Raw genomic sequence first — 20,924 nt, 5'->3', positions numbered from 1 at the left:
TCAACATTTTTGTAATAGGTAAGGGGCAACCAAATGACGGCGACGACCGACAAAAATACAAAAACCGACGATACAGCAACCAATGGTGAAAAAAATGACTTTATCCGTGCGATTGTACGCGATGACCTTGCTTCGCAAAAATATAGCCAGATTGTGACCCGTTTTCCACCCGAGCCCAATGGCTACTTACATTTGGGTCATGTCAAATCTATTTGTCTCAACTTTGGGCTTGCCAAGGAGTTTGCAGGGCTATGTAACCTACGGTTTGACGACACCAATCCTGATGCTGAAGATCAGGAGTTTGTAGATAATATCAAAGATGATGTCAAATGGCTTGGTTTTGACTGGGCAGGCGAAGCGCGCTATGCGTCCAGTTATTTTGCTCAATTGTATGATTGGGCGGTGAAATTAATCAAACAAGGCGATGCCTATGTTGATTTGCAAAGTCCTGAGGAGATTCGTGAAAACCGCGGCAATTTTGGTCAAGTAGGTAAAAACTCACCATACCGTGATGCCAGTGTTGAAGAGAATTTGCAACGCTTTGACGATATGAAACTTGGCAAATATGGCAACGGTGAAGCGGTGCTTCGTGCCAAAATCGACATGGCAAGCCCCAATATGAATATGCGCGATCCAATTTTGTATCGTGTCATGCACCAAGCGCATCACCAAACAGGCGATGATTGGTGCATTTATCCCATGTACGATTATGCTCACCCGTTGTCAGATGCAATCGAAGGTATTACGCATTCGATTTGTACCCTAGAATTTGAGGACCACCGTCCATTTTATGACTGGGTGGTAGATAAAGTGGGCTTTGCCAAAGAACCACACCAATATGAATTTGCACGCCTAAACGTAAACCACATTTTGACCAGTAAACGCAAACTCAAAAAACTGGTTGAAGATGACTTGGTGAGCGATTGGGATGATCCTCGTATGCCGACAATTGCCGGTATGCGCCGCCGTGGTTATACCCCTGAAGGCTTGCGGGATTTTTGTGACCGTGTAGGCGTGAGCAAGTCAGACGGTGTGGTGGATTTTGGCTTACTCGAGTTTAGTATCCGTAACTCATTAGAGCATGTGAATCGTGCAATGGCAGTGCTAAACCCGCTAAAAGTGACGATTACCAATTTTGATGAAGCGGTTGCCAATGTTGAAACACTCAAAAAAGACAGTGTAAAAACTAAACTCGACAATGGTGTTTTATGGTTGACCCAGCCTAAAAATAGCCATGATGACAGCCAAGGTATGCGTGACATTCCTTTTACCAAAGAAATTTATATTGATAAAGGGGATTTTGAAATCACGCCGCCTGAAGGCTATAAACGTTTATCACCGCAAAACCCAGAAATCCGCTTACGCAATAGTTATGTGTTAAAGATTGAGGAAAACATCACTGACGACAATGGCGAAGTGGTAGGCTTAACAGCGACTATTGACCCAAAAACGTTGGGCAACAATCCAGAAGGTCGTAAGGTTAAAGGTGTGATACATTGGGTGTCAGCCAGTCTAGGTGTACCTGCGAAGGTACGTCTGTATGAGCAGCTGTTTAACCAAGAAGACCCCGCCAAAATTGACATCAATAATTTAGCCGCAGAGATTAATCCCAATTCACTACGTGAAGTAGATGCCATTGTCGAGCCTTCTTTATCACAAGTCAATCCAGGCGAGCGGTTCCAATTTGAACGCGAAGGGTTTTTTGTGGCAGATAGTAAAGATTATTCACCAGAGCATTTGGTGTTTAACCGTATTGTGACCTTAAAAGACAGTTTCAAACCATAAATCATCGTTAAATTATAAATTAGCTGGCATAGTAATATGTCAGCTTTTTTATTAAAAGATATCTTAACCTATTGTTACTTATGGTTTTATTATTGTATTAGCTAAACGCTTTTTTTGTTTTTTTACATGCGTAACATATGTACTGTGCTAAACTACTCATCGTAAATTTAAATCAGTCTTGCGTAATCAATCCGTTATTCTTGTTAGATTTTGTAACTTTTAATGGCTTGATTTTAATGGCTATTAGGCTTAAGGTATCGTTGTTCATCTGTTTTTCGTAAATATATTGGTAGTTTTGGTAACTGTATGCTTTATCCAACAGCAAGTTAACCATGATTTGATTGAGAGTGTTGAAATGAAAACATTGTTAAAGAAAACGTTGTTAGGTGCTGTCATTGCACTGGTTGGCGTACAAAGTAATGCTGAATTAAATATGCAGACAGGTAGCCAAGCTAAAGTTAGTTGGGGTGGGCAGGGTAGTTTAGACAAAGCCCGTGCCATCATGTATAACAGCACGCCACAGACGACAAATTTTAATAGTGGTAATTACAATAACTATAATAATGCATACAGTGAGGATGATAGCTACAATCCAGCGTGGTCTCAAGATAGCACACGGGCTTCGGGTAGCTATTTTGCCAATTCCAAAGGCGCTTTGGTAGTGGATGCGTTAACGGGCAATACCATTTATGAAAAAAATGCTGATATCGCCCGTCCGATTGCCTCAATTAGTAAATTGATGACAGCTGTGGTGGTGGCGGAATCAGGCGCTAACATGAGCGAAACATTGACGATTAGTTCATTAGATTTCAAAACCCCAAAACAATCGGGTAGTGACCGTCTAAAAGTTGGCGATCAGCTTAATCGTGCTGAAATGCTGTTGATGATGATGATGAAATCGGAAAATCCCGCGGCTAAAGCATTAGCACGTACTGACCCTATGGGCTATGATAATTTTATCAGCCGTATGAACCAAAAAGCGCGTGAATTGGGGATGACGCAAACCCGTTATTATGACCCATCGGGTTTGGATTCTCGGAATGTGGCATCACCGCGTGATTTGGCAATTTTGGCGCGCTATGCTTATAAGCATAATTTAATTAGCCAGTTTAGTACTACGCCTAGCCGCCAATTTGGGGTAAATAATATCAATTCAGGTTATCGCACGGTTGCAGCGCGCAGTACCAATTACATGGTGCGCGATGGTTTATACAATATTGGCCTATCAAAAACAGGTTATATTCGTGAAGCGGGTAACTGTGTTTTGTTTGAAACCAATGTCGGTAATCGTCCAGCCATCGTAGTGTTATTGGGCGCCAATGACTCAAAAACCCGTTGGAACGATGCAGAAAACATTATTGCTAATTTAAGCATGCGCCGATTTACCTAATCAATTCGCAATTTACTGACTGATTTTTTGATAAAAAAGCAAGGATAACTGTCCTTGCTTTTTTTATGGGTGCAAAACTACCAAAACCAGCTATTTGGTGTGTTTTATAAGCTATTTAGCGTGTTTCATACAGGTGGTTGCAAAGGGTACTGCTTCCAGGCGCGCGGGCTCGATTTCTTCACCGCTGACGGTACAAATACCATAAGTCCCATTTTCGATACGAAGTAAGGCATTATTCACCAATTCAAGGTTTTGCTTGGCTTCGACTAGCAAGTTTTTACGTACATCGTTTTGCTCATTAATCACCGCTTGGTCATCCCAATCTTGGGTCATATCCGTATCAGGATTTTGCATATCATTTTGGATTTTATACACGCGAGTTTGGTATTCTTGTTTTAGGTCAAGTAATCGTTGTTTTGCTTTGTCAAGGTCAACCATACGGCCTCCAATTTGATAATAAAATATTGAACGCAGTGCTGCATTCATGTTTTTGTTCTTATAAGCTTATCATCAAGACCCTTCTTAATAAAGTAGTAATATAGTAGTAATACCGTGTTATCACCTTGCGTGGCGTTAGTTGATAGCACCAATAATGTTAAAAATACTCAAAATATGCTAATCTACGCTTATTTTTTCATTCAATTTTTGTTGTCATGTGACAACGTTTTATCGACCCCTACGGGTCACCATCCTGTTGTTAACTTAGAGGTTAATCCATGCAATTTGCTCGTTTAAACGATATTGATGTTTCTGACAAAACAGTTTTAATCCGCGAAGATTTGAATGTACCGTTAAAAGATGGCAAAATTGCCAATGATGCCCGCTTAAAAGCAAGCTTACCCACTATTCAGTTGGCTTTAGATAAAGGTGCAGCGGTTATCGTGTGTTCGCATCTAGGTCGCCCAGACCCATCAAACCCTGAAGCCAAATATTCGTTGCAGCCAGTGGCAGATTATTTGGGCGATGCTTTGGGCAAACCTGTCAAATTAGTGACCGATTACGCCCAAAATAATGTGACAGTAGCCCCAGGTGAAGTTGTGCTACTGGAAAATGTACGTTTTAATGCGGGTGAGAAGAAAAACGATGCCGCTTTATCTGAACGCTATGCCGCTTTATGTGATGTATTTGTGATGGATGCTTTTGGTACGGCTCACCGTGCCGAAGCGTCAACAGAAGGCATTATTGCCAAAGCAAAGACTGCTTGTGCAGGTCCATTGTTAGCGGCAGAACTTGATGCATTAGCCAAAGCTTTAGATAACCCAGCCAAGCCCATGCTTGCGATTGTTGGTGGCTCGAAAGTTTCTACGAAGTTAGATGTGCTTAAATCATTGGCAAAAATCTGTGACCAAATCATTGTAGGTGGTGGTATTGCCAATACATTCTTGGCAGCCAAAGGTGCCAATGTTGGTGCATCCCTATATGAAGCCGACATGGTGGAAACTGCCAAAAGCATTATGCAAGAGACCCATGTATTACTACCTGACGAAGTGGTCGTCGCCAAAAAATCACAAATTGATTTTGATGATTTTTTGGGCTCGCTAGAATCTGCCGATGCCGTAACCAAATCGGTCGATATCATTGCAGATGATGAAATGATTCTAGATATTAGTGCAAGCAGTGCGGCGAAACTTGCCGATGCGATTAAAAATGCCAAAACTATCTTATGGAATGGTCCTGTAGGCGTATTTGAAGTTGATAAATTTGGGGAAGGTACCAAAATCGTCAGTGAAGCAGTCGCAGCAAGTGAAGGCTTTAGCATTGCAGGCGGTGGTGATACGCTCGCTGCGATTGATAAATACAAGGTCGCCGATAAAGTAAGCTACACATCAACCGGGGGTGGGGCGTTCTTAGAATTTGTGGAAGGTAAAACGCTACCTGCCGTGCACGCACTGAGCCAACGTGCCTAAACGCTAATAATCATTGTCATTAATTCAGCGATTTAAATTTATCATGGCTGAATTAATGTAATGTTAAGTTAATATTTGTATGGTAAACATTGTAATTAATTGCACCAAAAATATATTGTCGATAAGATATTATGCAAGTATGTATACCCATATGTTTGGCGTTTAAGGAATTAATATGTTAAAACGTAATTTAGTATTGGCAACTTTATTAGCCACTTTATCAATCACGGCATGTAGTAAAAAAACGGAAGAAGCTGCAGCTAACGGTCAACCTGAAGCCGCAGCAAGCGCAGCGGGTCAAGACATTAAAGACGCGACTGCAAGTGCCGCCAGTGCAACAGCAAATGCAGGTGACGCAGTTGCCAGTGCTGCTACCACGGGTGCCGCGGTTGCCCAAGGCGCAGCAATCAACGCGACTGAAGCTGTTGCCAATGGCGCCGCGCAAGCCACCGAAAACGTAGCCTCTGCTGTAGCGACTGGTGCAGCCAATGTAGCCCAAGGTGCAGAAGCGGTTAAAAACGATGCAGCAAATAGCAATACTGATATTCAAACAACCGTGCCAGAAAAACAAAAATACTAAATTTAGCATTCAGCCTAAAAAAGCCCCAAAATCATTTTGGGGCTTTTTATTTTATTGAGTTAACTATTTTTTCATAATATCAATCATTTCAAAGTTATTTTTTTGAATTTAAATTGTAGTGCACTTCTGTTATACTCAAGCCTTGTCCAACATGGCAAAACCCAATTTTTCTAAAATTTTCAATTGATTATTAACTTTACTAAGAGAAAGTAATATGGCTTTGATTTCTTTGCGTCAGCTTTTAGACCATGCAGCAGAAAACAACTATGGTGTTCCTGCATTTAACGTCAATAACTTAGAGCAAATGCGTGCCATTATGATGGCAGCCGATGAAACCAACTCACCTGTGATTGTGCAAGCATCGGCAGGCGCACGCAAATACGCAGGTGCCCCATTTTTACGCCATCTTATTTTGTCTGCCATTGAAGAGTGGCCACATATTCCAGTCGTTATGCACCAAGACCATGGAACTAGCCCAGAGGTTTGCCAGCGTTCAATCCAATTGGGTTTTTCATCAGTGATGATGGATGGCTCATTAAAGAGTGATGGTAAAACCCCTGCAGACTATGATTATAATGTGGCAGTGACGCGTGAAGTGGTAAAACTCTCTCATGCTTGTGGCGTATCGGTAGAAGGTGAAATTGGCGTTTTAGGTAGTCTCGAAACGGGTATGGCTGGCGAAGAAGATGGCGTAGGGGCAGAAGGTAAACTTGACCACTCACAGCTATTAACCAGTGCGGATGAAGCTGAGCAATTTGTTAACGATACCCACGTCGACGCACTAGCGATTGCAGTCGGTACTAGCCACGGGGCGTATAAATTTACCCGACCACCTACCGATGATATCTTATCGATTGCACGTATCAAAGAAATTCATGCCCGCATTCCTAATACTCACCTCGTGATGCACGGCTCTTCAAGTGTGCCACAAGAATGGCTTAAAGTGATTAATGAAAATGGCGGCAATATCGGTGAGACTTATGGTGTGCCAGTTGAGCAAATTGTAGAAGCCATCAAACATGGTGTACGTAAAGTTAATATCGACACCGATTTACGTCTGGCATCAACCGGTGCGATTCGCAAATTCCTCGCTGAAAACCCAGCAGAGTTTGACCCACGCAAATATTTTGCCAAGACTATCGATGCGATGAAAGCGGTTTGTATCGATCGCTATACCGCATTTGGTACGGCGGGTAATGCGGATAAAATTCGCCCAATTAGTCTAGAAAAAATGGTTAGTTTCTATAACTAAACACTAGAGCTAAGTTTTAGCCAATGACTAAAAAGCATGACATTCAAGTGGGTTGACTGAGGTTGCCCACTTTTTTATTGGATTAAATTATTTGTAGTGAGTCATCAATGATAGGATTAATTCAAGGGCAAGTGCATCATCTAATGGCACCTACGGTAGTGCTGATGACCACAGCCGGTGTTGGGTATGAAATTGAGATGCCGCTCAATGCATTTTGCCAAGTACAATTAAATCAGTCCGTCACCTTGTGGACACATTTTTTGGTACGAGAGGATGCTCAGTTGTTATTTGGGTTTTTAAGCCATAGCGATAGGGAAGTGTTTAGACTGTTGCTTAAAGTCAATGGGGTGGGGGCAAAGATGGCGTTGGCAATGATGTCAACCGTAACGGTGCAGGAGTTGCACCAGTTTGTGATGAACAATGATGAGCTCGCATTGACGCGTATCCCAGGGGTTGGCAAAAAAACCGCACAGCGATTGATTGTTGAATTAAAAGACAAAATCAAGCATTTAGGTGATACGTCAGGTTTTGCCCCTTCATTGCCATTAGAGACCGATAGTGGCAATGAAGGCATTATTATTGCTGAAGTCGAAGCGGGGTTGATTGCACTAGGATATCGCGATAAAGAAGCGCAAGCTGCGATAAAACTGGCAAAATCTGCCATTGATTCACCGTTAACCATCCAAAATCTGCTTAAAGCGTCTCTTAAGAATTTGGCGATGAATTAAAATTGCATAAAAAAAAGAGGCGCAAATGACCCTCTTTTTTTCACCATTAACTTTATTCTTTTTCGGTTTTTGACGCATCTGGCTGAGATAATAAGTTTTTTTCTAGATAATGAATGTTTTGCGCTTGTTTACAAAATGCCTTGTCTTGCAAAATCACATCGCGATGCAATGGCATATTGGTTTTGATGCCTGTAATAATCAGCTCATCAAGGGCATGGCGAAGCTTGGCAATCGCTTGCTCGCGGGTTTGCCCATGACAGATTAATTTGCCAATCAATGAGTCATAAAAGGTAGGAATGGCATAGTTGGGATAAAGGTGCGAGTCAAAACGTACACCGCTACCATTTGGCATAAAAAAGTGGGTCACCGTACCGGGTGAGGGCATGAAAGTCACAGGGTCTTCGGCATTGATACGGCACTCGATGGCATGACCGCGAATTTCTATTTCGTTTTGACGATACGATAACCCATAGCCAGATGCGATTTTAAGCTGCTCAACCACCACATCAATGCCGGTAATCATCTCGGTGACAGGATGTTCAACCTGTACGCGGGTATTCATCTCAATAAAGAAAAATTGCTCATCTTCATATAAAAATTCAAACGTCCCTGCACCGCGATAGTTAATTTGCTCACAAGCGCGGACGCAAGCTTGCAAAATGGGTTCTTTGATATCCTCAGGAATCTCTGGGGCAGGGGCTTCTTCAAGCACTTTTTGGTGACGACGTTGTAGCGAGCAATCGCGATCAAATAAATGAATGGCATTGCCTTCGCCATCACCTAAAACTTGCACTTCGACATGGCGTGGGTTTTTTAAAAAGCGCTCCATATAGACGCTATCATCTCCAAACCACAATTCGGCTTCTTGTTTGGCGGCTTGCACTTGAGACAATAACTGCTCAAGGCGTTCAACCACGCGCATACCACGACCACCACCACCCGCTGCCGCTTTGATTAACAGAGGAAAACCAATGGCTTTAGCTTGTTCTTCAGCGTTAGCCAGAGTGACGCTACCCACTGAGCCAGGGACGGTAGGCACACCGGCTTTTTTCATGGCGTTGATAGCGGATATTTTGTTACCCATTAAGCGAATGTGCTCAGGCGCAGGACCTACAAAGGTTAGCCCTGCCTCTTCCACGCGTTCGGCAAATTCGGCATTTTCAGATAAAAATCCATAACCTGGGTGAATGGCATCAGCGCCAGAGATTTCTGCGGCTGTTAAGATAGTATCGATATTGAGATAGCTTTGACTGGCATTGGGCTTGCCAATACAGATGGATTCATCAACGAATCGAAGGTGCATTAAGTTGTCATCTGCAGTTGAGTAGACGCCCACCGTTTGGATGCCAAGCTGCTTACAAGCGCGAACAATGCGAAGCGCAATTTCACCACGATTGGCGATCAGTAATTTTTTTATCATTGCTATCCCTAATTTTTATCGATAATCAAACTTCAAATATACAAAAAAGTTAAAAATTAAGACTCGTAACGGACAATCGGTTGACCAAATTGCACCACATCGCCGTTTTGTACCAAGATTTCTGCAATGATACCGCTCTGGGTGGCTTCAAGCGGGTTCATGATTTTCATGGCTTCAATAATGCCTAAACTATCGCCTGCTTGTACTTGTTGACCGACCTTGATAAATGGAGCGTCATTAGGACTCGGTGCAACATAATACACCCCAACCATCGGTGATGTTTCTACCATGCCAGATTTTACAGGGGCAGCATTAGCGGTTGTCGTGGTGGTTGTAGTTGCTGTGACGGGTTGAACATTCGCTTGGGGTAAATGGCGGGAAATAGAGACCTTTTTATCGCCATCTTGTACGGTTAATTCTGCTAACGTTCGCTCTTCCATTAAGTCAATAAGTTGCTTGATTTTACTTATATCCATATCCTAACTACCTTAAAATTATACGCTTTATAGACTACTAATTCATAGATTGCCGTATTGTAACAAGATTTTTCTAAAATAAATAGATATAGCAGGGTATATTTGTGTACGTTTGTACACTTAAAATTTGCTGCCATGTTGCTATTGATTTTAGGCTAAATTGTATTGCTACTGATATTTTTGAACCAGATAATTAAACGCTGCAGTATAGCCAAAAGCGCCCATACCACAGATGACGGCTTCAGCTTTGTCACTAAAATAAGAATGCTGTCGAAATGGCTCACGCGTGTGAATATTGGAAAGATGAACTTCTATAAAAGGTTTATTTACGGCGAGTAGGGCATCGCGAATTGCTACCGATGTGTGAGTAAAGGCAGCGGGATTGATGATAATCGCGTCAATCAGCTCGTGAGGATTTGTGGTCAATAAACCGTGATGATGGATTTTATCAATGAGGGCAGATTCTTGATTTGTTTGAAAACAGGTGAGTTTGACTTGATGCTTGCTGGCTAATTGTCTTATATCATCTTCAATATGTTGTAGGGTTTGAAATCCGTAGATTTCTGGTTCTCGCTTGCCAAGCAAATTGAGATTGGGACCATTTAATACTAACACATGGGTTAGTTGGGTCTTTGTTGCTATTGCTGTCGTTGTCGTCATGATGCTTCCTTTATCGTGGGTGATTTAAAATTTCCTCAAGTTTTTGCAGCCTTAACTTGTCAATGGCTTCACCGATCTGTTTGCCGGTCAGCTCACTTGCCACATCTTTGGCAGAAATTTGCGTTAATTGCGTTTTGATGGTGGCTAACAGCGCGGTTTGTTTGACCTGTTGATAAAGATGAACGACTTGTAAGGCTTGCTCTAAAAGTGAGGTGTCTTTAAGGCTATTAGTTAATCTTAACAGTTCAAATAATTGCTCCGCAGTTAAGTGATCGAAATTTTTTAATTCATCAAAATGCTCAATAATAAATAACCCCAATCGCTCAGTGTTTTTTGGTACCTTTAAACCTTGGCAAAATTCTAAATACTCAGTGGTTCGGTTATTAAGCTGCTGATCAGACTTAAAGCAGGTTGCAACCAAAGCAAACTTCATGACGTTGTCCGCTTGTTGCTCTCCCGCCATTCGCAGCGCAGATAACATTAATTGCCATTGCTTAGGATTATCATTCGATGCTTGATACAATTTTGGCATAATGACATCAAGGACATTAAGCTGATAAAGCGTCTCAAAATAAATATCCGACCAAGCTTGCGTTAACGCTTTTGACGTCTCTGACCATACCCGCTCAGCGACAAGATGACTCAGCTCACCTGCGGCTTTCATTTGGCTGGTAAGTTTAGCGGTTGACTCATCGACTGTAAATCCGAGCGGGGCATAACGACTGGCAAAACGGGCAAGGCGCAATACACGTACCGGATCTTCTGTAAAAGCGGCTGACACATGGCGTAATTTTTTTTGCTCAATATCTGCTAAGCCACCATACGGGTCAATGATATCGAGGGCATCAAATTTGCCCTGTTTAAAACCACTGTCAAACAAGCCGTTGACTTCTATGGCCATGGCATTGATGGTGAGATCGCGCCTGACTAAATCCTCTTCTAAGGTGACAGCAGCGTCAGCGTGTACGTGAAAACCAAGATAGCCGTTACCGCTTTTACGTTCTGTGCGAGCCAGTGCATATTCGTCATGGGTGTTTGGATGTAAAAAAACCGGAAAATCGGCACCTACTTGCGAAAATCCCAGTTCCAGCATCTGCTCAGGCGTTGCGCCGACTACCACATAATCTTGTTCAGTGACCTCTCGCGCTAATACATAATCGCGTACCGCACCACCGACCAAATAAACTTGCATGATTACCCCGATGTTTTAACTAAATTAAACCCATAAAAAAACCAGTTTAGAGCACTAAACTGGTTTTATCAATCAACACAAAATTATTTTGCCAATTCTTGCGCTTGCGTTACCGCTACAGCAGTCATGTTGACGATACGACGTGCTGTCGCAGAAGATGTCAAGATATGGACAGGTCGTTGCGCTCCCAATAACAATGGACCGACAGTAACACTATTGGTCGCGGTTTTTAGCAAGTTAAATGCGATGTTAGCCGCATCTAAGTCTGGCATGATGAGTAGGTTGGCTGAACCCGTAAGCTTACTAAATGGGAATGAGGCATGGCGGATACGGTCATCAAGCGCGGTATCACCATGCATTTCGCCGTCAAACTCAAAATCAACATTCATATCGGTCAGTAAATCATAGACTTGACGCATTTTTTTGGCGCTTTCAAAGTCAGATGAACCAAAGTTTGAATGTGATAACAATGCCACACGCGGTTCAAGACCAAAGCGGCGGACTTCTTGCGCTGCTAATACCGTCATTTCCGCTAGTTGTTCAGCAGTTGGGTCTTCATGCACATAAGTGTCAGCGATGAACAAGTTACGACCTTGAATCAATAAGGCATTTAACGCATAAAAATCTTTAGCATCTGCTTGTTTTTTGATCACATTTTGCACGTAGTTTAGGTGCAAGTGGTATGAACCAAACGTACCACAAATCATACCGTCAGCATCGCCACGTTCAACCATTAGCGCGCCAATCAAAGAAGTTTTACGGCGAACATCACGACGTGCCAATTCAACCGTCACACCATTGCGTTTGTTCATCTCATAATAAAACTGCCAGTAGTCTTTGTAACGTGGATCGCTTTCGATGTTGACTAGTTCATAGTTTTCACCTGCCACCATACGTAAGCCCAACCGCTGGATTTGGTTGGCAATAATGGTTGGACGACCGACCAAGATAGGTTTTGCCAAGCCTTCATCCACCACCACTTGCACTGCCCGCAATACGTTTTCATCCTCACCTTCACAGTAAACAATACGTTTTGGCTCTTGTTTGGCACGGGTGAAAATAGGTTTCATCAAGAATGCAGAGTTATAAACGAACTCTGAGAGTTTATCGCGATAAGCACGCATGTTTTCGATGGGTAACGTGGCAACGCCAGAATCCATTGCCGCTTTGGCAACCGCTGGTGCAATTTCCAAAATCAAATTTGGCTCTAGCGGTCCCGGGATTAAATATTCGCGACCAAAACGTTGGGTTTCATCCACCGTTTTTTGACCTTTTTGTGGGGTGGCTTCCACATGTGCCATGGCAGCAATGGCTCGCACGCAGGCAATTTTCATTTCTTCGTTGACGGTCGTGGCACCGACGTCAAGCGCGCCACGGAAGATATACGGGAAACACAGTGCGTTGTTTACTTGGTTTGGATAGTCAGAGCGACCTGTGGCAATAATCGCATCGGGACGCACCGCTTTGGCATCTTCAGGTAGAATTTCTGGGTTTGGATTGGCTAGGGCAAAGATAATGGGATCTTGCGCCATGCGTTTTACCATATCTTGGGTCAGCATGCCAGCGGCAGATAGACCTAAGAACATATCCGCGCCTTCAATCACATCCGATAGGGTTTTGGCTTCGGTATCGCGGGCATAACGCTGTTTTGACTCATCGAGGTTTGCTCGGTTGCTGGTGATGATGCCTTTTGAATCGCCTACAAAGATGTGTTCTTTTTTTGCGCCCAACGCACAAATCAAATCTAAACAAGAAATTGCTGCGGCACCTGCACCAGAGACCACAATTTTAATATCTTCGATTTTTTTGCCGGTAATTTGTAGCGCGTTTAATAACGCCGCAGACGCAATAATCGCGGTGCCATGTTGGTCATCATGGAACACAGGGATATTCATGCGTTTACGCAGTTCTTTTTCGATATAAAAACACTCAGGTGCTTTGATATCTTCAAGATTGATACCGCCGAAGGTAGGTTCTAAAGAGGCAATCGCTTCGATGAATTTATCCGGATCGTTTTGTGCCACTTCAATATCAAACACATCAATGCCGGCAAATTTTTTGAACAGCACGCCTTTACCTTCCATCACAGGTTTTGATGCCAAAGGACCGATATTACCCAGTCCTAGAACAGCGGTACCATTGGTCACCACGCCGACTAAGTTGCTACGAGCGGTATAAAGCGCGGCTTTTTTGGGGTCTTTTTCAATTTCTAGACAAGGTATGGCAACGCCAGGCGAATAGGCAAGTGCCAAATCCCGTTGGTTGGCAAGTGCCTTGATGGGGGTAACAGAAATTTTACCTGGGCGTGGATTGGCATGATAATGCAAGGCGGCTTGTTCAAATAATTCTTTGTCTGATAAGCCATTGTTGGTCGGCGATAATTTATCCATAATATCCTTCGTTGCGACAGTCGTTTTCGAATCGTAGTGTTCGCTATTCTAGCACTATTGACAGATTGATGACTAGTTGAGTACCGGCAAAAAATAAAACTAGTTAGGTAAAAAATCGCGCTAACGACCTTGCCTCTCACCTCAAGATGAGCAGCTGACGCATATTTCAGGCGCATCTGCCAACGGTGGCTCGGTGTCACTTGGCTTGGCTAATGCACTAACTTGGTAAGGATTAGCCAGTAGCTGATACAGTCTATTTACCTCGCTCATGTCATTTTGTTCAGCCAATTCAATGGCTTGCTGTGCCATGCTGTTTCTTAGGACATACACGGGATTGTGGCTCATTACCAACGGCAAAGAATCCTGCTGTAATTTGGTATGGTAGGTAGCAATCCAATCCGCTAAGGTGGCATTGGCTTGACCGTTACCGCTGCTAATTGAAATTTTCAACTGATTAAGTAAATTAAATTCATGTAATAGGTTTAATTTATCATTAGGTTTGGCGTCAGCAACGATTGCTACTAGCGCTCGCAAGCTATTGGTAAAGTCGAGTTTGTTTTGCTGCATGATCTCCAAGTACTGCAAAGCAAAGTCACAGTTTTCTTCACTGATGGCTAAGCCAAATTTTTGGCAGAGACCTTGCTGATAATACTGATAAAAAATCTCACCAAAACTGTCTAAAATGTCGGTTAACTGCTCGCGCGACAAGGTTTCTGGCGGATGATTGGCGGTCAGTTTTTCGCCATTAAGGCGTAAAAATAAGGTAATCAGACGTGACAAATTCCAAAGTCCAATGGAAGGCTGGTTTTGATAAACATAACGCCCGTTGTAATCAGAATGGTTGTTGATCCAAATCGGATTAAAGCGCTCCATAAAGCCATAAGGACCAAAATCAATGGTCGCACCGGTGATAGATAAATTGTCGGTATTCATCACCCCATGGGCAAAGCCAATCAGCTGCCAATCAGCAAGAGTTTTGGCAGTTTTATCAACCACTTGTCTTAAAAAATCTTGAATGGGCGTGTCAGTGTCAAAACAGTCGGCGAAATAGGTTTTGATGACATAACGGGTAAAATACAGCAATAAATCAGGCGCATAATTTGCCACCCATTCAAAATGCCCAAAGCGAATATGACAATCTGCGGTACGTAGTAGCGCAGCGCCGCGTTCACGTGTCTCACGGTTGACAGGGGTATCTGAAACCACAAAGCCCAGCGCGTTGCTAGACCGAATACCCAAGCAATTAAGCGCATGACCTGCCAAATACTCTCGCACGACGCTTCGAATCACCGCACGACCATCCCCCATGCGCGAGTAGGGGGTTAATCCTGCCCCTTTCAGATGTAAATCCGTTAATTGTCCGTCTTTATCGATTACCTGCACGAGTAATAGACCACGACCATCACCTAATTGCCCTGCCCATTGCCCAAATTGGTGTCCAGCATACGCCATGGCTAATGGTTCAAAGCCGTCGGGAACGATGTCGCCGCCCAAGATTTCGACCCAATGCTGCCTTAAAAATTCATCATCAGCCCAGCCAATTTGGTGGGCGACTTGCGGGTTGAAATGCCCTGCTTGCGGGTTGGTGAGCGGTTTGGGGGGTTGTTTATGATAAAGCCTTGGATCGAGCGAGGCATACGAGTTTTCGATTTTCATAATTTTTCCATTTTTATAGGCATGACTAATCTGGAGGTTAAATGCCCCTGTTTAGGGCGTTTTAAGTCATTAATTGCGCTATAATAGCGCGTTAACAGCCGGCTGAAAATTTGATTAAGCTTGCTGACGTTTTTTAAAATTTATATTGCTTACTATACCTTTATCCGACGATAGGGTCTGTGCAATAACTGTGCATGAATCATTACCGCTGTAAAACTCACTTTTTGCTGTCATTAAGTGTTACTTGTTAGAAGATCCGCTTAAAAAAAGCAGTTAAAAAACTACCTAAAAAGCCACTTACGTAAAGGAAGGTCATGCCTGCGTTAGATCTGAACAATCCCAACAATGTTTATCTGGTTCAATCGGGATTTAATGTCCAAGATATCGAAAAATCGCCTACCTTGGTCAATTTGCTCAATCGATTTCAAGGTAACTTACTCATTGATGAGCAAGATACCACCGTTGGTGTCGGCGCAAAAGCCTACGGCAATACCATTCATATTGCTAAAAGTTATAAAAATTTTTTGAACATCGCCCATGAGCTAGGGCACGCAACCGGTCAATACCAACAAATCAATAGTGATAAAGACAATTTGTATCAATTTGATACGCCACAAGCCTATGGCATGGCACGCGCCAAAGCGGAGGGTGAGGCAACTTATTATGAGTTTTTGGTGGCAAAAGAATTGGGGTATCAACGGTTTGTCAAACCCTTGTGGCTCGATAACGCGGCAAAACCGCAAGATAAAGATGTGTTTACTGAAGTCGATGAAATCATGCGCCAAGCAATCAGTGAAAACGATAAAATAACCCAATTGGCAGTGCTCAATCAGAGCATGTTGCCCAGTGGGCAGCTTCACGCGCCACTTTATACGTATGATGAATACAATACCTTGGTGTTCTTGAATAACCGTTTTGCTATTTCGCGTATATCGCAAGATTATCAGCAAGCATTTGGCAAGCCACTGGATTGGAACAGTTATGAAGCCAAATCCCTTGCCAATAAAGCTAACCAGCATTTTGGCACCTTAGCTAATGACGTCATCATCAATCACCATATTGACGGTTCTATACTTGGACAGCAGGGCGTGGGGGATTTATTATGGGGTAGTCAGGGGGACGATGTGCTAGTGGGTAATAGCGGTCAAGATAGGCTGCTAGGCGGTGCTGATGATGACGTGCTCATCGGCAATGCCGGTGATGATGTGCTAGTGGGTGGCACGGGCAATGATTTATATTATTTCACCAAAGGATTTGGTCATGATACCATCATCAATGCGGGCGGTGGCAAAGATACGCTTTATCTTGCGGATAGAGCCTATGACGAGCTCAGCTTGGTCACTCAAGAAAAGCAGGACTTAACGCTGGATTTTGCAACTAGTTCGCCCAATAACAACGAGAACAACCATACGCCGACTGACGATCAACTTACCATCAAAGATTTTTATTTGGGCGGCGATAATGCCAGTTTAGCCATCGGTTTTGCAAAAAGCGGTATCGCCAACCCTGCGATGCTGATGCCAGTCAGTCAATTAACCAGTCAATTAACAAATTTTGGCTCAGTCGCGCAGCGTGATATGACTGATTATCAGCCAGTGCTAGAAAAATCTCTTTTACAACTGGGCAAAGTCAATCTTACTGCTACAAACGACAAATAAGCGGTTTGTCACACAAACACAAAAAGATACTGCAAGGAAATGCGATGTTACCATTAGAAATTAAATATTTGCAAAACGCTCAATATGAACCCACCCATGCGGCGATGCTGGCGCGCGTGTTATCACGTATCGAGCAAAAAAAATCTGCCAGCAGCGAGCAGGCGCAGCTTAGCGCTGATGAGTTATGGATTGTAGATCATGATAATGTGTTTACACTGGGTCAAGCTGGCAAACCTGAACATATTTTGCAAAGAGATAATACCCCCATAATCCACACCGATCGTGGCGGTCAAGTCACTTGGCACGGTCATGGGCAGTTGGTGGTGTATTTTTTATTTGATTTAAATGCCTTGGGGTGGGGCGTGCGCGATTTGGTCAGCAAAGCTGAAAACATCATCATTGATGTCATCACGCCTTATTTGCCGCCAGATTTTTATGCCAAAGCGCGTGCAGATGCGCCAGGGGTGTATGTGTATAACCAAGACGATTTAGAACTTGGTAAAATTGCCTCACTGGGATTTAAGATAAAACACGGCTTTAGTTATCATGGCATCGCCATCAATGTACAAAATGATTTGACCCCATTTCAAATGATTAACCCTTGTGGCTATGCCGGCATGACCATGTTGCGTCTAGAAGATTTTGCGGACGTGGATTATCAAGCATTTACCCATCAATTTATCAGCCGTGTCAACCAAGAGCGTCAATTTAGCCTAAGCAAATAAAATTTTACTAAAGGCTTAAATATAAGAGCCTTTAATATAAATGTCTTTAATTTAACGATTGATTAGAGTAGGTAATGCCTTTAGCTTCATACACTTGGTAAGTCGCCTGCAGTAAATCATCAATATACGGATTAGATTGGTGTGCCAGTACATTCATAAAAATCGGGGTTGTCGCATCTTCGTGACGTAGACGATGATAATGAATTTGCTCGGTACGGACGGTTTTTAAACTATCAGGCACTAAGGTGATACCTTCACCTGCCGCCACCAAGCCCAAAGCAATTTGGATATCGCGCACTTTGGTGGTCAAATGAGGTGACAACTGATAGCGGGCAAACAAATACATGAGTTGGTCAGTTTCGCCATTAAATAGCGGATTTTGCAGCATTGGCAAGGGCGTGCGATGATACAAAATGAGGGTATCTTCTAGCAACTCTTTGAATGCGATGCCGATATCATCGGGGCGTGTTGCCAAGGGGTGCGCCATCGGCAGCGCCACCACAAAGCGCTCATGGCGTAAAAATATCTGTTGCACAAAGTTGTCACTGTGCCGAAATCTTCCAAACCCTACATCGATGTCTCCCGACTTTAGCGCTGACATTTGCTGCTCTGAATTGATTTCGACCAGCTTGATATCCAAATTGGGATGTCGCTGTTTGACTGTAGAAATAATCTCAGGCAACAAACCATATAGCACTGAGGCGACAAATCCAATCGTGAGATGATTGGTTCGATGCGGTTGGGCAAAGCGCTGAGTCAACTCACTGGCTTGCTCAAGTTGCAACAATATTGGCTCAATCTGTGCCAAAAAAAAATGCCCTGCTGCAGTTAAGGTCATTGGGCGGTGATAGCGATCCAGCAGCTCGACACCCAGCTCGCTTTCAAGTTGCTGGACATGGCGGCTTAACGATGGCTGCGATATAGCCAAGGTTTTGGCAGCTTGGCTAAAACTGCCTGCTTTTGCCACTACCACAAAATAAGTGAGTTGTGAAATATCCATATCAATACTCAATGATAATTACAGCGTTGTGTTATCGGGGTTAAAAGCTGTTTACTCATTCAATAAATTTGCTATCAAGCCAAACCATTAAATCAATGTCACTAAATCAATGTTACAAAAAATGTCAAATTTATGTCGCCATTTCAAGATATTCTAACCAATATATTATAAAATTTGGGCAATACTACGTTAAAAATATTATGCTAAAAACCTTACGCTAAAAAAAGTTTAAACCTCTAGATTAAGTTGCTCATTATGGCCATCCGTCTACCCAAGCCAAAAAAAGCCCAGTCTTTACCCCCGATTGAACCCAGTTTCGATAATGTGCATCAAGTTGATGAAATAATTGAAACTGAAGTTGGTACGTCTTTTGTCACGTTAACCGAGCTGCATGAAGGCTTTAATAATCGTCGGTTTTTTGATTGGCACGGTCGGGTTAGCCGTGTTCAGTTTTTAGCGTATTCCACCTTCAATGCGTTGATAGCATTAATGCTGGTCGCTTTGCTATTTGTGATGATTGGTGGCTTTCAAGGCATGGTAAATGCCAGTAGTGAGCAGTTGCCGATGAGTTTGCTTGGTGCAAGTAGTATTGGTGTGGCGGTTTTGTTTTATCTACAGCTTGCCGTTAGCAAACGCCGCTTCAATGATCTTAACAAAACAGGGTGGCTTGCGCTATTGATGCTAGTCCCTGGGGTAAATGTCTTAGTTTACCTTTACTTGCTAGCAGTCAAAGGCAGTGAAGGCGCCAATTATTATGGCTTACCTGCTAGACCTGCTAGCCAGTTAAAAACGGTACTGATGCTATTGATTCCGCTGTTAGTCATGTCACTCATCGGTTTGTTAACCCAAGTTGTCGTGCCCAGTTATCAGAGTTATCACAGTTACCAAGCGATGAAAAATAATAGAGACACTCAAAACAATGTCATTGTGACGGCAGCAAAACCTAGTCAATCGTCACAGGCATTGCCTGCAACTGCTTCCGCTGTTGCCGCTTCGACCACTCAACCAGAGAATTTAAGAACAGAAGCGGTGGTAATTACCGGTGAGCAATTAGGGAACGGCGTGGCTTCCACCCCACAACCCACCGCGCCAGCGAATGTCAATCCCGCTATGACCACCAATCAAGTGTCAACAGATACACTTGCCAATACGCCAAGTAGGACTAATCAGATGCCTGAGGCGCCAACTGACACCGCTAATCCCAATACCCTAAATCCTAATAGCTCAAATTCCAATAACCTAAATCAAGGTTCAAATGAGCGCGCGCAGACGGGCAGTAATCCAACAACGAATGCCATGGGCAGTCAAGGGGTGGTTTCTTATGAAGACTTTGTCAAAGCCTCTGAACAACAAATATTCATCGATAGAAGATAAGTTGTTTAAAGTAAAGGTTAAATAAATGGTTTAATCATGACCAAAATATAAATTAACTGTCAATGAGTTTAATTATTAGTGGTTTACAAACGGTTTCAAATCTGCACATTTGCTAATACAAGTTAGCTGAGTATAACAAAACCACAATCAAACCTATGATTAAATAACGCCGCGATATCCCTATAATGTTACTTATCAAGAAGGGGTATTTAACATGAAGATTAACAAAACATATGACAATATAAGGAGTGGCTTAGCATCTCAAAGTTTGGCGTCTCAATTAGTTTTTGGTGACGTGGGTGAGAGTGATTATAGTCAGGCAACTATTAAATCCCTATTACCGCGCTACGATAGTCAGCAAACATATTTGGCAGATTGCCCGTCTAATTTCTTTACTATGCAAGATGAGGACAATCAATTAACCAAAGACTTGCGGTTTAAAGATAGCGTTAAAAAGTCTGCAAAGCTACCAAAAAAGCTACCAAAAAAATCAGCCAAAGATGATTTAGTGGATGATTGGGCAACCGATAATAAAATCGATGATGAGTCTTGGCGCTATCATCGTAAATGGCTTAGTACCGTCTTTATGATTTGGTTCTTTTTAGCGGTCGCCTTATTGCTAAACGCTGCTTATTATTAACTGTAACTTTTAACTACCACAGTTTTTTTGAGTAATCATTACATTTCACCATGTAATGATTTTTTTTGGCTCAAATAAATGAAAAAAGTTT

General features: G+C 42.9%; 18 protein-coding genes. 10 read left to right on the top strand and 8 right to left on the bottom strand.

Annotation, left to right across the window (positions count from 1 at the left end; genetic code table 11):
• Positions 1–33: 33 nt before the first annotated feature.
• A complete protein-coding gene (locus ACAM37_RS05315) occupies positions 34–1,785 on the top strand; it encodes a glutamine--tRNA ligase/YqeY domain fusion protein (RefSeq protein WP_369626792.1) in 1,752 nt (583 codons plus the stop codon).
• Between the two features lie 355 nt (positions 1,786–2,140).
• On the top strand, positions 2,141–3,175 hold the full coding sequence (locus tag ACAM37_RS05310; protein ID WP_369626791.1) for a D-alanyl-D-alanine carboxypeptidase family protein: 1,035 nt from the start codon (positions 2,141–2,143) through the stop codon (positions 3,173–3,175).
• A 111-nt stretch (positions 3,176–3,286) separates the two neighbouring features.
• Here ACAM37_RS05310 and ACAM37_RS05305 read toward each other — a convergent pair whose 3' ends face one another.
• On the bottom strand, positions 3,287–3,613 hold the full coding sequence (locus tag ACAM37_RS05305; RefSeq protein WP_007116729.1) for a TraR/DksA family transcriptional regulator: 327 nt from the start codon (positions 3,611–3,613) through the stop codon (positions 3,287–3,289).
• Positions 3,614–3,891: 278 nt separating this feature from the next.
• Between ACAM37_RS05305 and ACAM37_RS05300 the strand changes: the two genes are divergently transcribed.
• The 4 genes from ACAM37_RS05300 to ruvA all read left to right on the top strand — a co-directional run bounded on the left by ACAM37_RS05300 (position 3,892) and on the right by ruvA (position 7,642).
• The gene (locus ACAM37_RS05300; protein ID WP_369626790.1) at positions 3,892–5,082 is read left to right on the top strand and encodes a phosphoglycerate kinase; all 1,191 of its coding nucleotides are present in this window, start codon (positions 3,892–3,894) and stop codon (positions 5,080–5,082) included.
• Between the two features lie 175 nt (positions 5,083–5,257).
• Positions 5,258–5,662, top strand: coding sequence for a hypothetical protein (locus tag ACAM37_RS05295; protein WP_007116727.1), 405 nt, complete (start codon positions 5,258–5,260; stop codon positions 5,660–5,662).
• A 214-nt stretch (positions 5,663–5,876) separates the two neighbouring features.
• A complete protein-coding gene (gene fba, locus ACAM37_RS05290) occupies positions 5,877–6,914 on the top strand; it encodes a class II fructose-bisphosphate aldolase (protein WP_007116726.1) in 1,038 nt (345 codons plus the stop codon).
• A 107-nt stretch (positions 6,915–7,021) separates the two neighbouring features.
• Entirely contained in the window at positions 7,022–7,642 is a 621-nt protein-coding gene (gene ruvA / locus ACAM37_RS05285) for a Holliday junction branch migration protein RuvA (protein WP_065252615.1), read from the top strand.
• 52 nt (positions 7,643–7,694) lie between these two features.
• Here ruvA and accC read toward each other — a convergent pair whose 3' ends face one another.
• The 6 genes from accC to ACAM37_RS05255 form a co-directional block, all read right to left on the bottom strand.
• Positions 7,695–9,062, bottom strand: coding sequence for an acetyl-CoA carboxylase biotin carboxylase subunit (gene accC, locus ACAM37_RS05280; protein ID WP_096488859.1), 1,368 nt, complete (start codon positions 9,060–9,062; stop codon positions 7,695–7,697).
• Positions 9,063–9,118: 56 nt separating this feature from the next.
• Entirely contained in the window at positions 9,119–9,538 is a 420-nt protein-coding gene (gene accB, locus ACAM37_RS05275) for an acetyl-CoA carboxylase biotin carboxyl carrier protein (protein WP_007116723.1), read from the bottom strand.
• 168 nt (positions 9,539–9,706) lie between these two features.
• Positions 9,707–10,198, bottom strand: coding sequence for a type II 3-dehydroquinate dehydratase (gene aroQ / locus ACAM37_RS05270; RefSeq protein ID WP_096488860.1), 492 nt, complete (start codon positions 10,196–10,198; stop codon positions 9,707–9,709).
• A gap of 10 nt (positions 10,199–10,208) precedes the next feature.
• Positions 10,209–11,390: a tRNA nucleotidyltransferase/poly(A) polymerase-related protein gene (locus ACAM37_RS05265; RefSeq protein ID WP_369626789.1), complete on the bottom strand. Its 1,182-nt coding sequence runs from the start codon at positions 11,388–11,390 to the stop codon at positions 10,209–10,211.
• A gap of 83 nt (positions 11,391–11,473) precedes the next feature.
• Entirely contained in the window at positions 11,474–13,780 is a 2,307-nt protein-coding gene (locus ACAM37_RS05260) for an NADP-dependent malic enzyme (protein WP_050324403.1), read from the bottom strand.
• A gap of 141 nt (positions 13,781–13,921) precedes the next feature.
• Positions 13,922–15,436: a protein adenylyltransferase SelO gene (locus ACAM37_RS05255; RefSeq protein ID WP_369626788.1), complete on the bottom strand. Its 1,515-nt coding sequence runs from the start codon at positions 15,434–15,436 to the stop codon at positions 13,922–13,924.
• A gap of 314 nt (positions 15,437–15,750) precedes the next feature.
• Here ACAM37_RS05255 and ACAM37_RS05250 point away from each other — a divergent pair, with 314 nt between their 5' ends.
• Both ACAM37_RS05250 and lipB read left to right on the top strand, forming a co-directional pair.
• Positions 15,751–17,094 (top strand): calcium-binding protein, encoded by a 1,344-nt coding sequence (locus ACAM37_RS05250; RefSeq protein WP_369626787.1) that lies wholly within the window; start codon positions 15,751–15,753, stop codon positions 17,092–17,094.
• A 44-nt stretch (positions 17,095–17,138) separates the two neighbouring features.
• Positions 17,139–17,819: a lipoyl(octanoyl) transferase LipB gene (gene lipB / locus ACAM37_RS05245; RefSeq protein ID WP_369626786.1), complete on the top strand. Its 681-nt coding sequence runs from the start codon at positions 17,139–17,141 to the stop codon at positions 17,817–17,819.
• Between the two features lie 46 nt (positions 17,820–17,865).
• Here lipB and ACAM37_RS05240 read toward each other — a convergent pair whose 3' ends face one another.
• Positions 17,866–18,819, bottom strand: a complete 954-nt coding sequence (locus ACAM37_RS05240; RefSeq protein WP_369626785.1) for a LysR family transcriptional regulator — start codon at positions 18,817–18,819, stop codon at positions 17,866–17,868.
• A gap of 255 nt (positions 18,820–19,074) precedes the next feature.
• Between ACAM37_RS05240 and ACAM37_RS05235 the strand changes: the two genes are divergently transcribed.
• Together ACAM37_RS05235 and ACAM37_RS05230 are read left to right on the top strand one after the other, a co-directional pair.
• Positions 19,075–20,193: a DUF805 domain-containing protein gene (locus tag ACAM37_RS05235; RefSeq protein WP_369626784.1), complete on the top strand. Its 1,119-nt coding sequence runs from the start codon at positions 19,075–19,077 to the stop codon at positions 20,191–20,193.
• A 268-nt stretch (positions 20,194–20,461) separates the two neighbouring features.
• A complete protein-coding gene (locus tag ACAM37_RS05230; RefSeq protein WP_099808000.1) occupies positions 20,462–20,833 on the top strand; it encodes a hypothetical protein in 372 nt (123 codons plus the stop codon).
• Positions 20,834–20,924: the final 91 nt, after the last annotated feature.

It is taken from the genome of Moraxella sp. K23 (assembly GCF_041154765.1).
In the GTDB taxonomy this organism is placed as follows: Bacteria; Pseudomonadota; Gammaproteobacteria; order Pseudomonadales; family Moraxellaceae; genus Faucicola; species Faucicola tetraodonis.
Note: the sequence above shows the minus strand (reverse complement) of the source record. Positions and strands in the feature narration are given on the sequence as shown.

Excerpts from the sequence above, each read along its gene's own strand:
- ACAM37_RS05295 (WP_007116727.1), top strand. The coding sequence starts at position 5,258 with ATGTTAAAACGTAATTTAGTATTGGCAACTTTATTAGCCACTTTATCA.
- accB (WP_007116723.1), bottom strand. The coding sequence starts at position 9,538 with ATGGATATAAGTAAAATCAAGCAACTTATTGACTTAATGGAAGAGCGA.
- ACAM37_RS05235 (WP_369626784.1), top strand. The coding sequence starts at position 19,075 with ATGGCCATCCGTCTACCCAAGCCAAAAAAAGCCCAGTCTTTACCCCCG.
- ACAM37_RS05315 (WP_369626792.1), top strand. The coding sequence starts at position 34 with ATGACGGCGACGACCGACAAAAATACAAAAACCGACGATACAGCAACC.
- ACAM37_RS05240 (WP_369626785.1), bottom strand. The coding sequence starts at position 18,819 with ATGGATATTTCACAACTCACTTATTTTGTGGTAGTGGCAAAAGCAGGC.
- ACAM37_RS05265 (WP_369626789.1), bottom strand. The coding sequence starts at position 11,390 with ATGCAAGTTTATTTGGTCGGTGGTGCGGTACGCGATTATGTATTAGCG.
- ACAM37_RS05300 (WP_369626790.1), top strand. The coding sequence starts at position 3,892 with ATGCAATTTGCTCGTTTAAACGATATTGATGTTTCTGACAAAACAGTT.
- ACAM37_RS05260 (WP_050324403.1), bottom strand. The coding sequence starts at position 13,780 with ATGGATAAATTATCGCCGACCAACAATGGCTTATCAGACAAAGAATTA.
- ACAM37_RS05250 (WP_369626787.1), top strand. The coding sequence starts at position 15,751 with ATGCCTGCGTTAGATCTGAACAATCCCAACAATGTTTATCTGGTTCAA.
- ACAM37_RS05305 (WP_007116729.1), bottom strand. The coding sequence starts at position 3,613 with ATGGTTGACCTTGACAAAGCAAAACAACGATTACTTGACCTAAAACAA.
- ACAM37_RS05310 (WP_369626791.1), top strand. The coding sequence starts at position 2,141 with ATGAAAACATTGTTAAAGAAAACGTTGTTAGGTGCTGTCATTGCACTG.
- lipB (WP_369626786.1), top strand. The coding sequence starts at position 17,139 with ATGTTACCATTAGAAATTAAATATTTGCAAAACGCTCAATATGAACCC.
- ACAM37_RS05255 (WP_369626788.1), bottom strand. The coding sequence starts at position 15,436 with ATGAAAATCGAAAACTCGTATGCCTCGCTCGATCCAAGGCTTTATCAT.
- fba (WP_007116726.1), top strand. The coding sequence starts at position 5,877 with ATGGCTTTGATTTCTTTGCGTCAGCTTTTAGACCATGCAGCAGAAAAC.
- accC (WP_096488859.1), bottom strand. The coding sequence starts at position 9,062 with ATGATAAAAAAATTACTGATCGCCAATCGTGGTGAAATTGCGCTTCGC.
- aroQ (WP_096488860.1), bottom strand. The coding sequence starts at position 10,198 with ATGACGACAACGACAGCAATAGCAACAAAGACCCAACTAACCCATGTG.
- ruvA (WP_065252615.1), top strand. The coding sequence starts at position 7,022 with ATGATAGGATTAATTCAAGGGCAAGTGCATCATCTAATGGCACCTACG.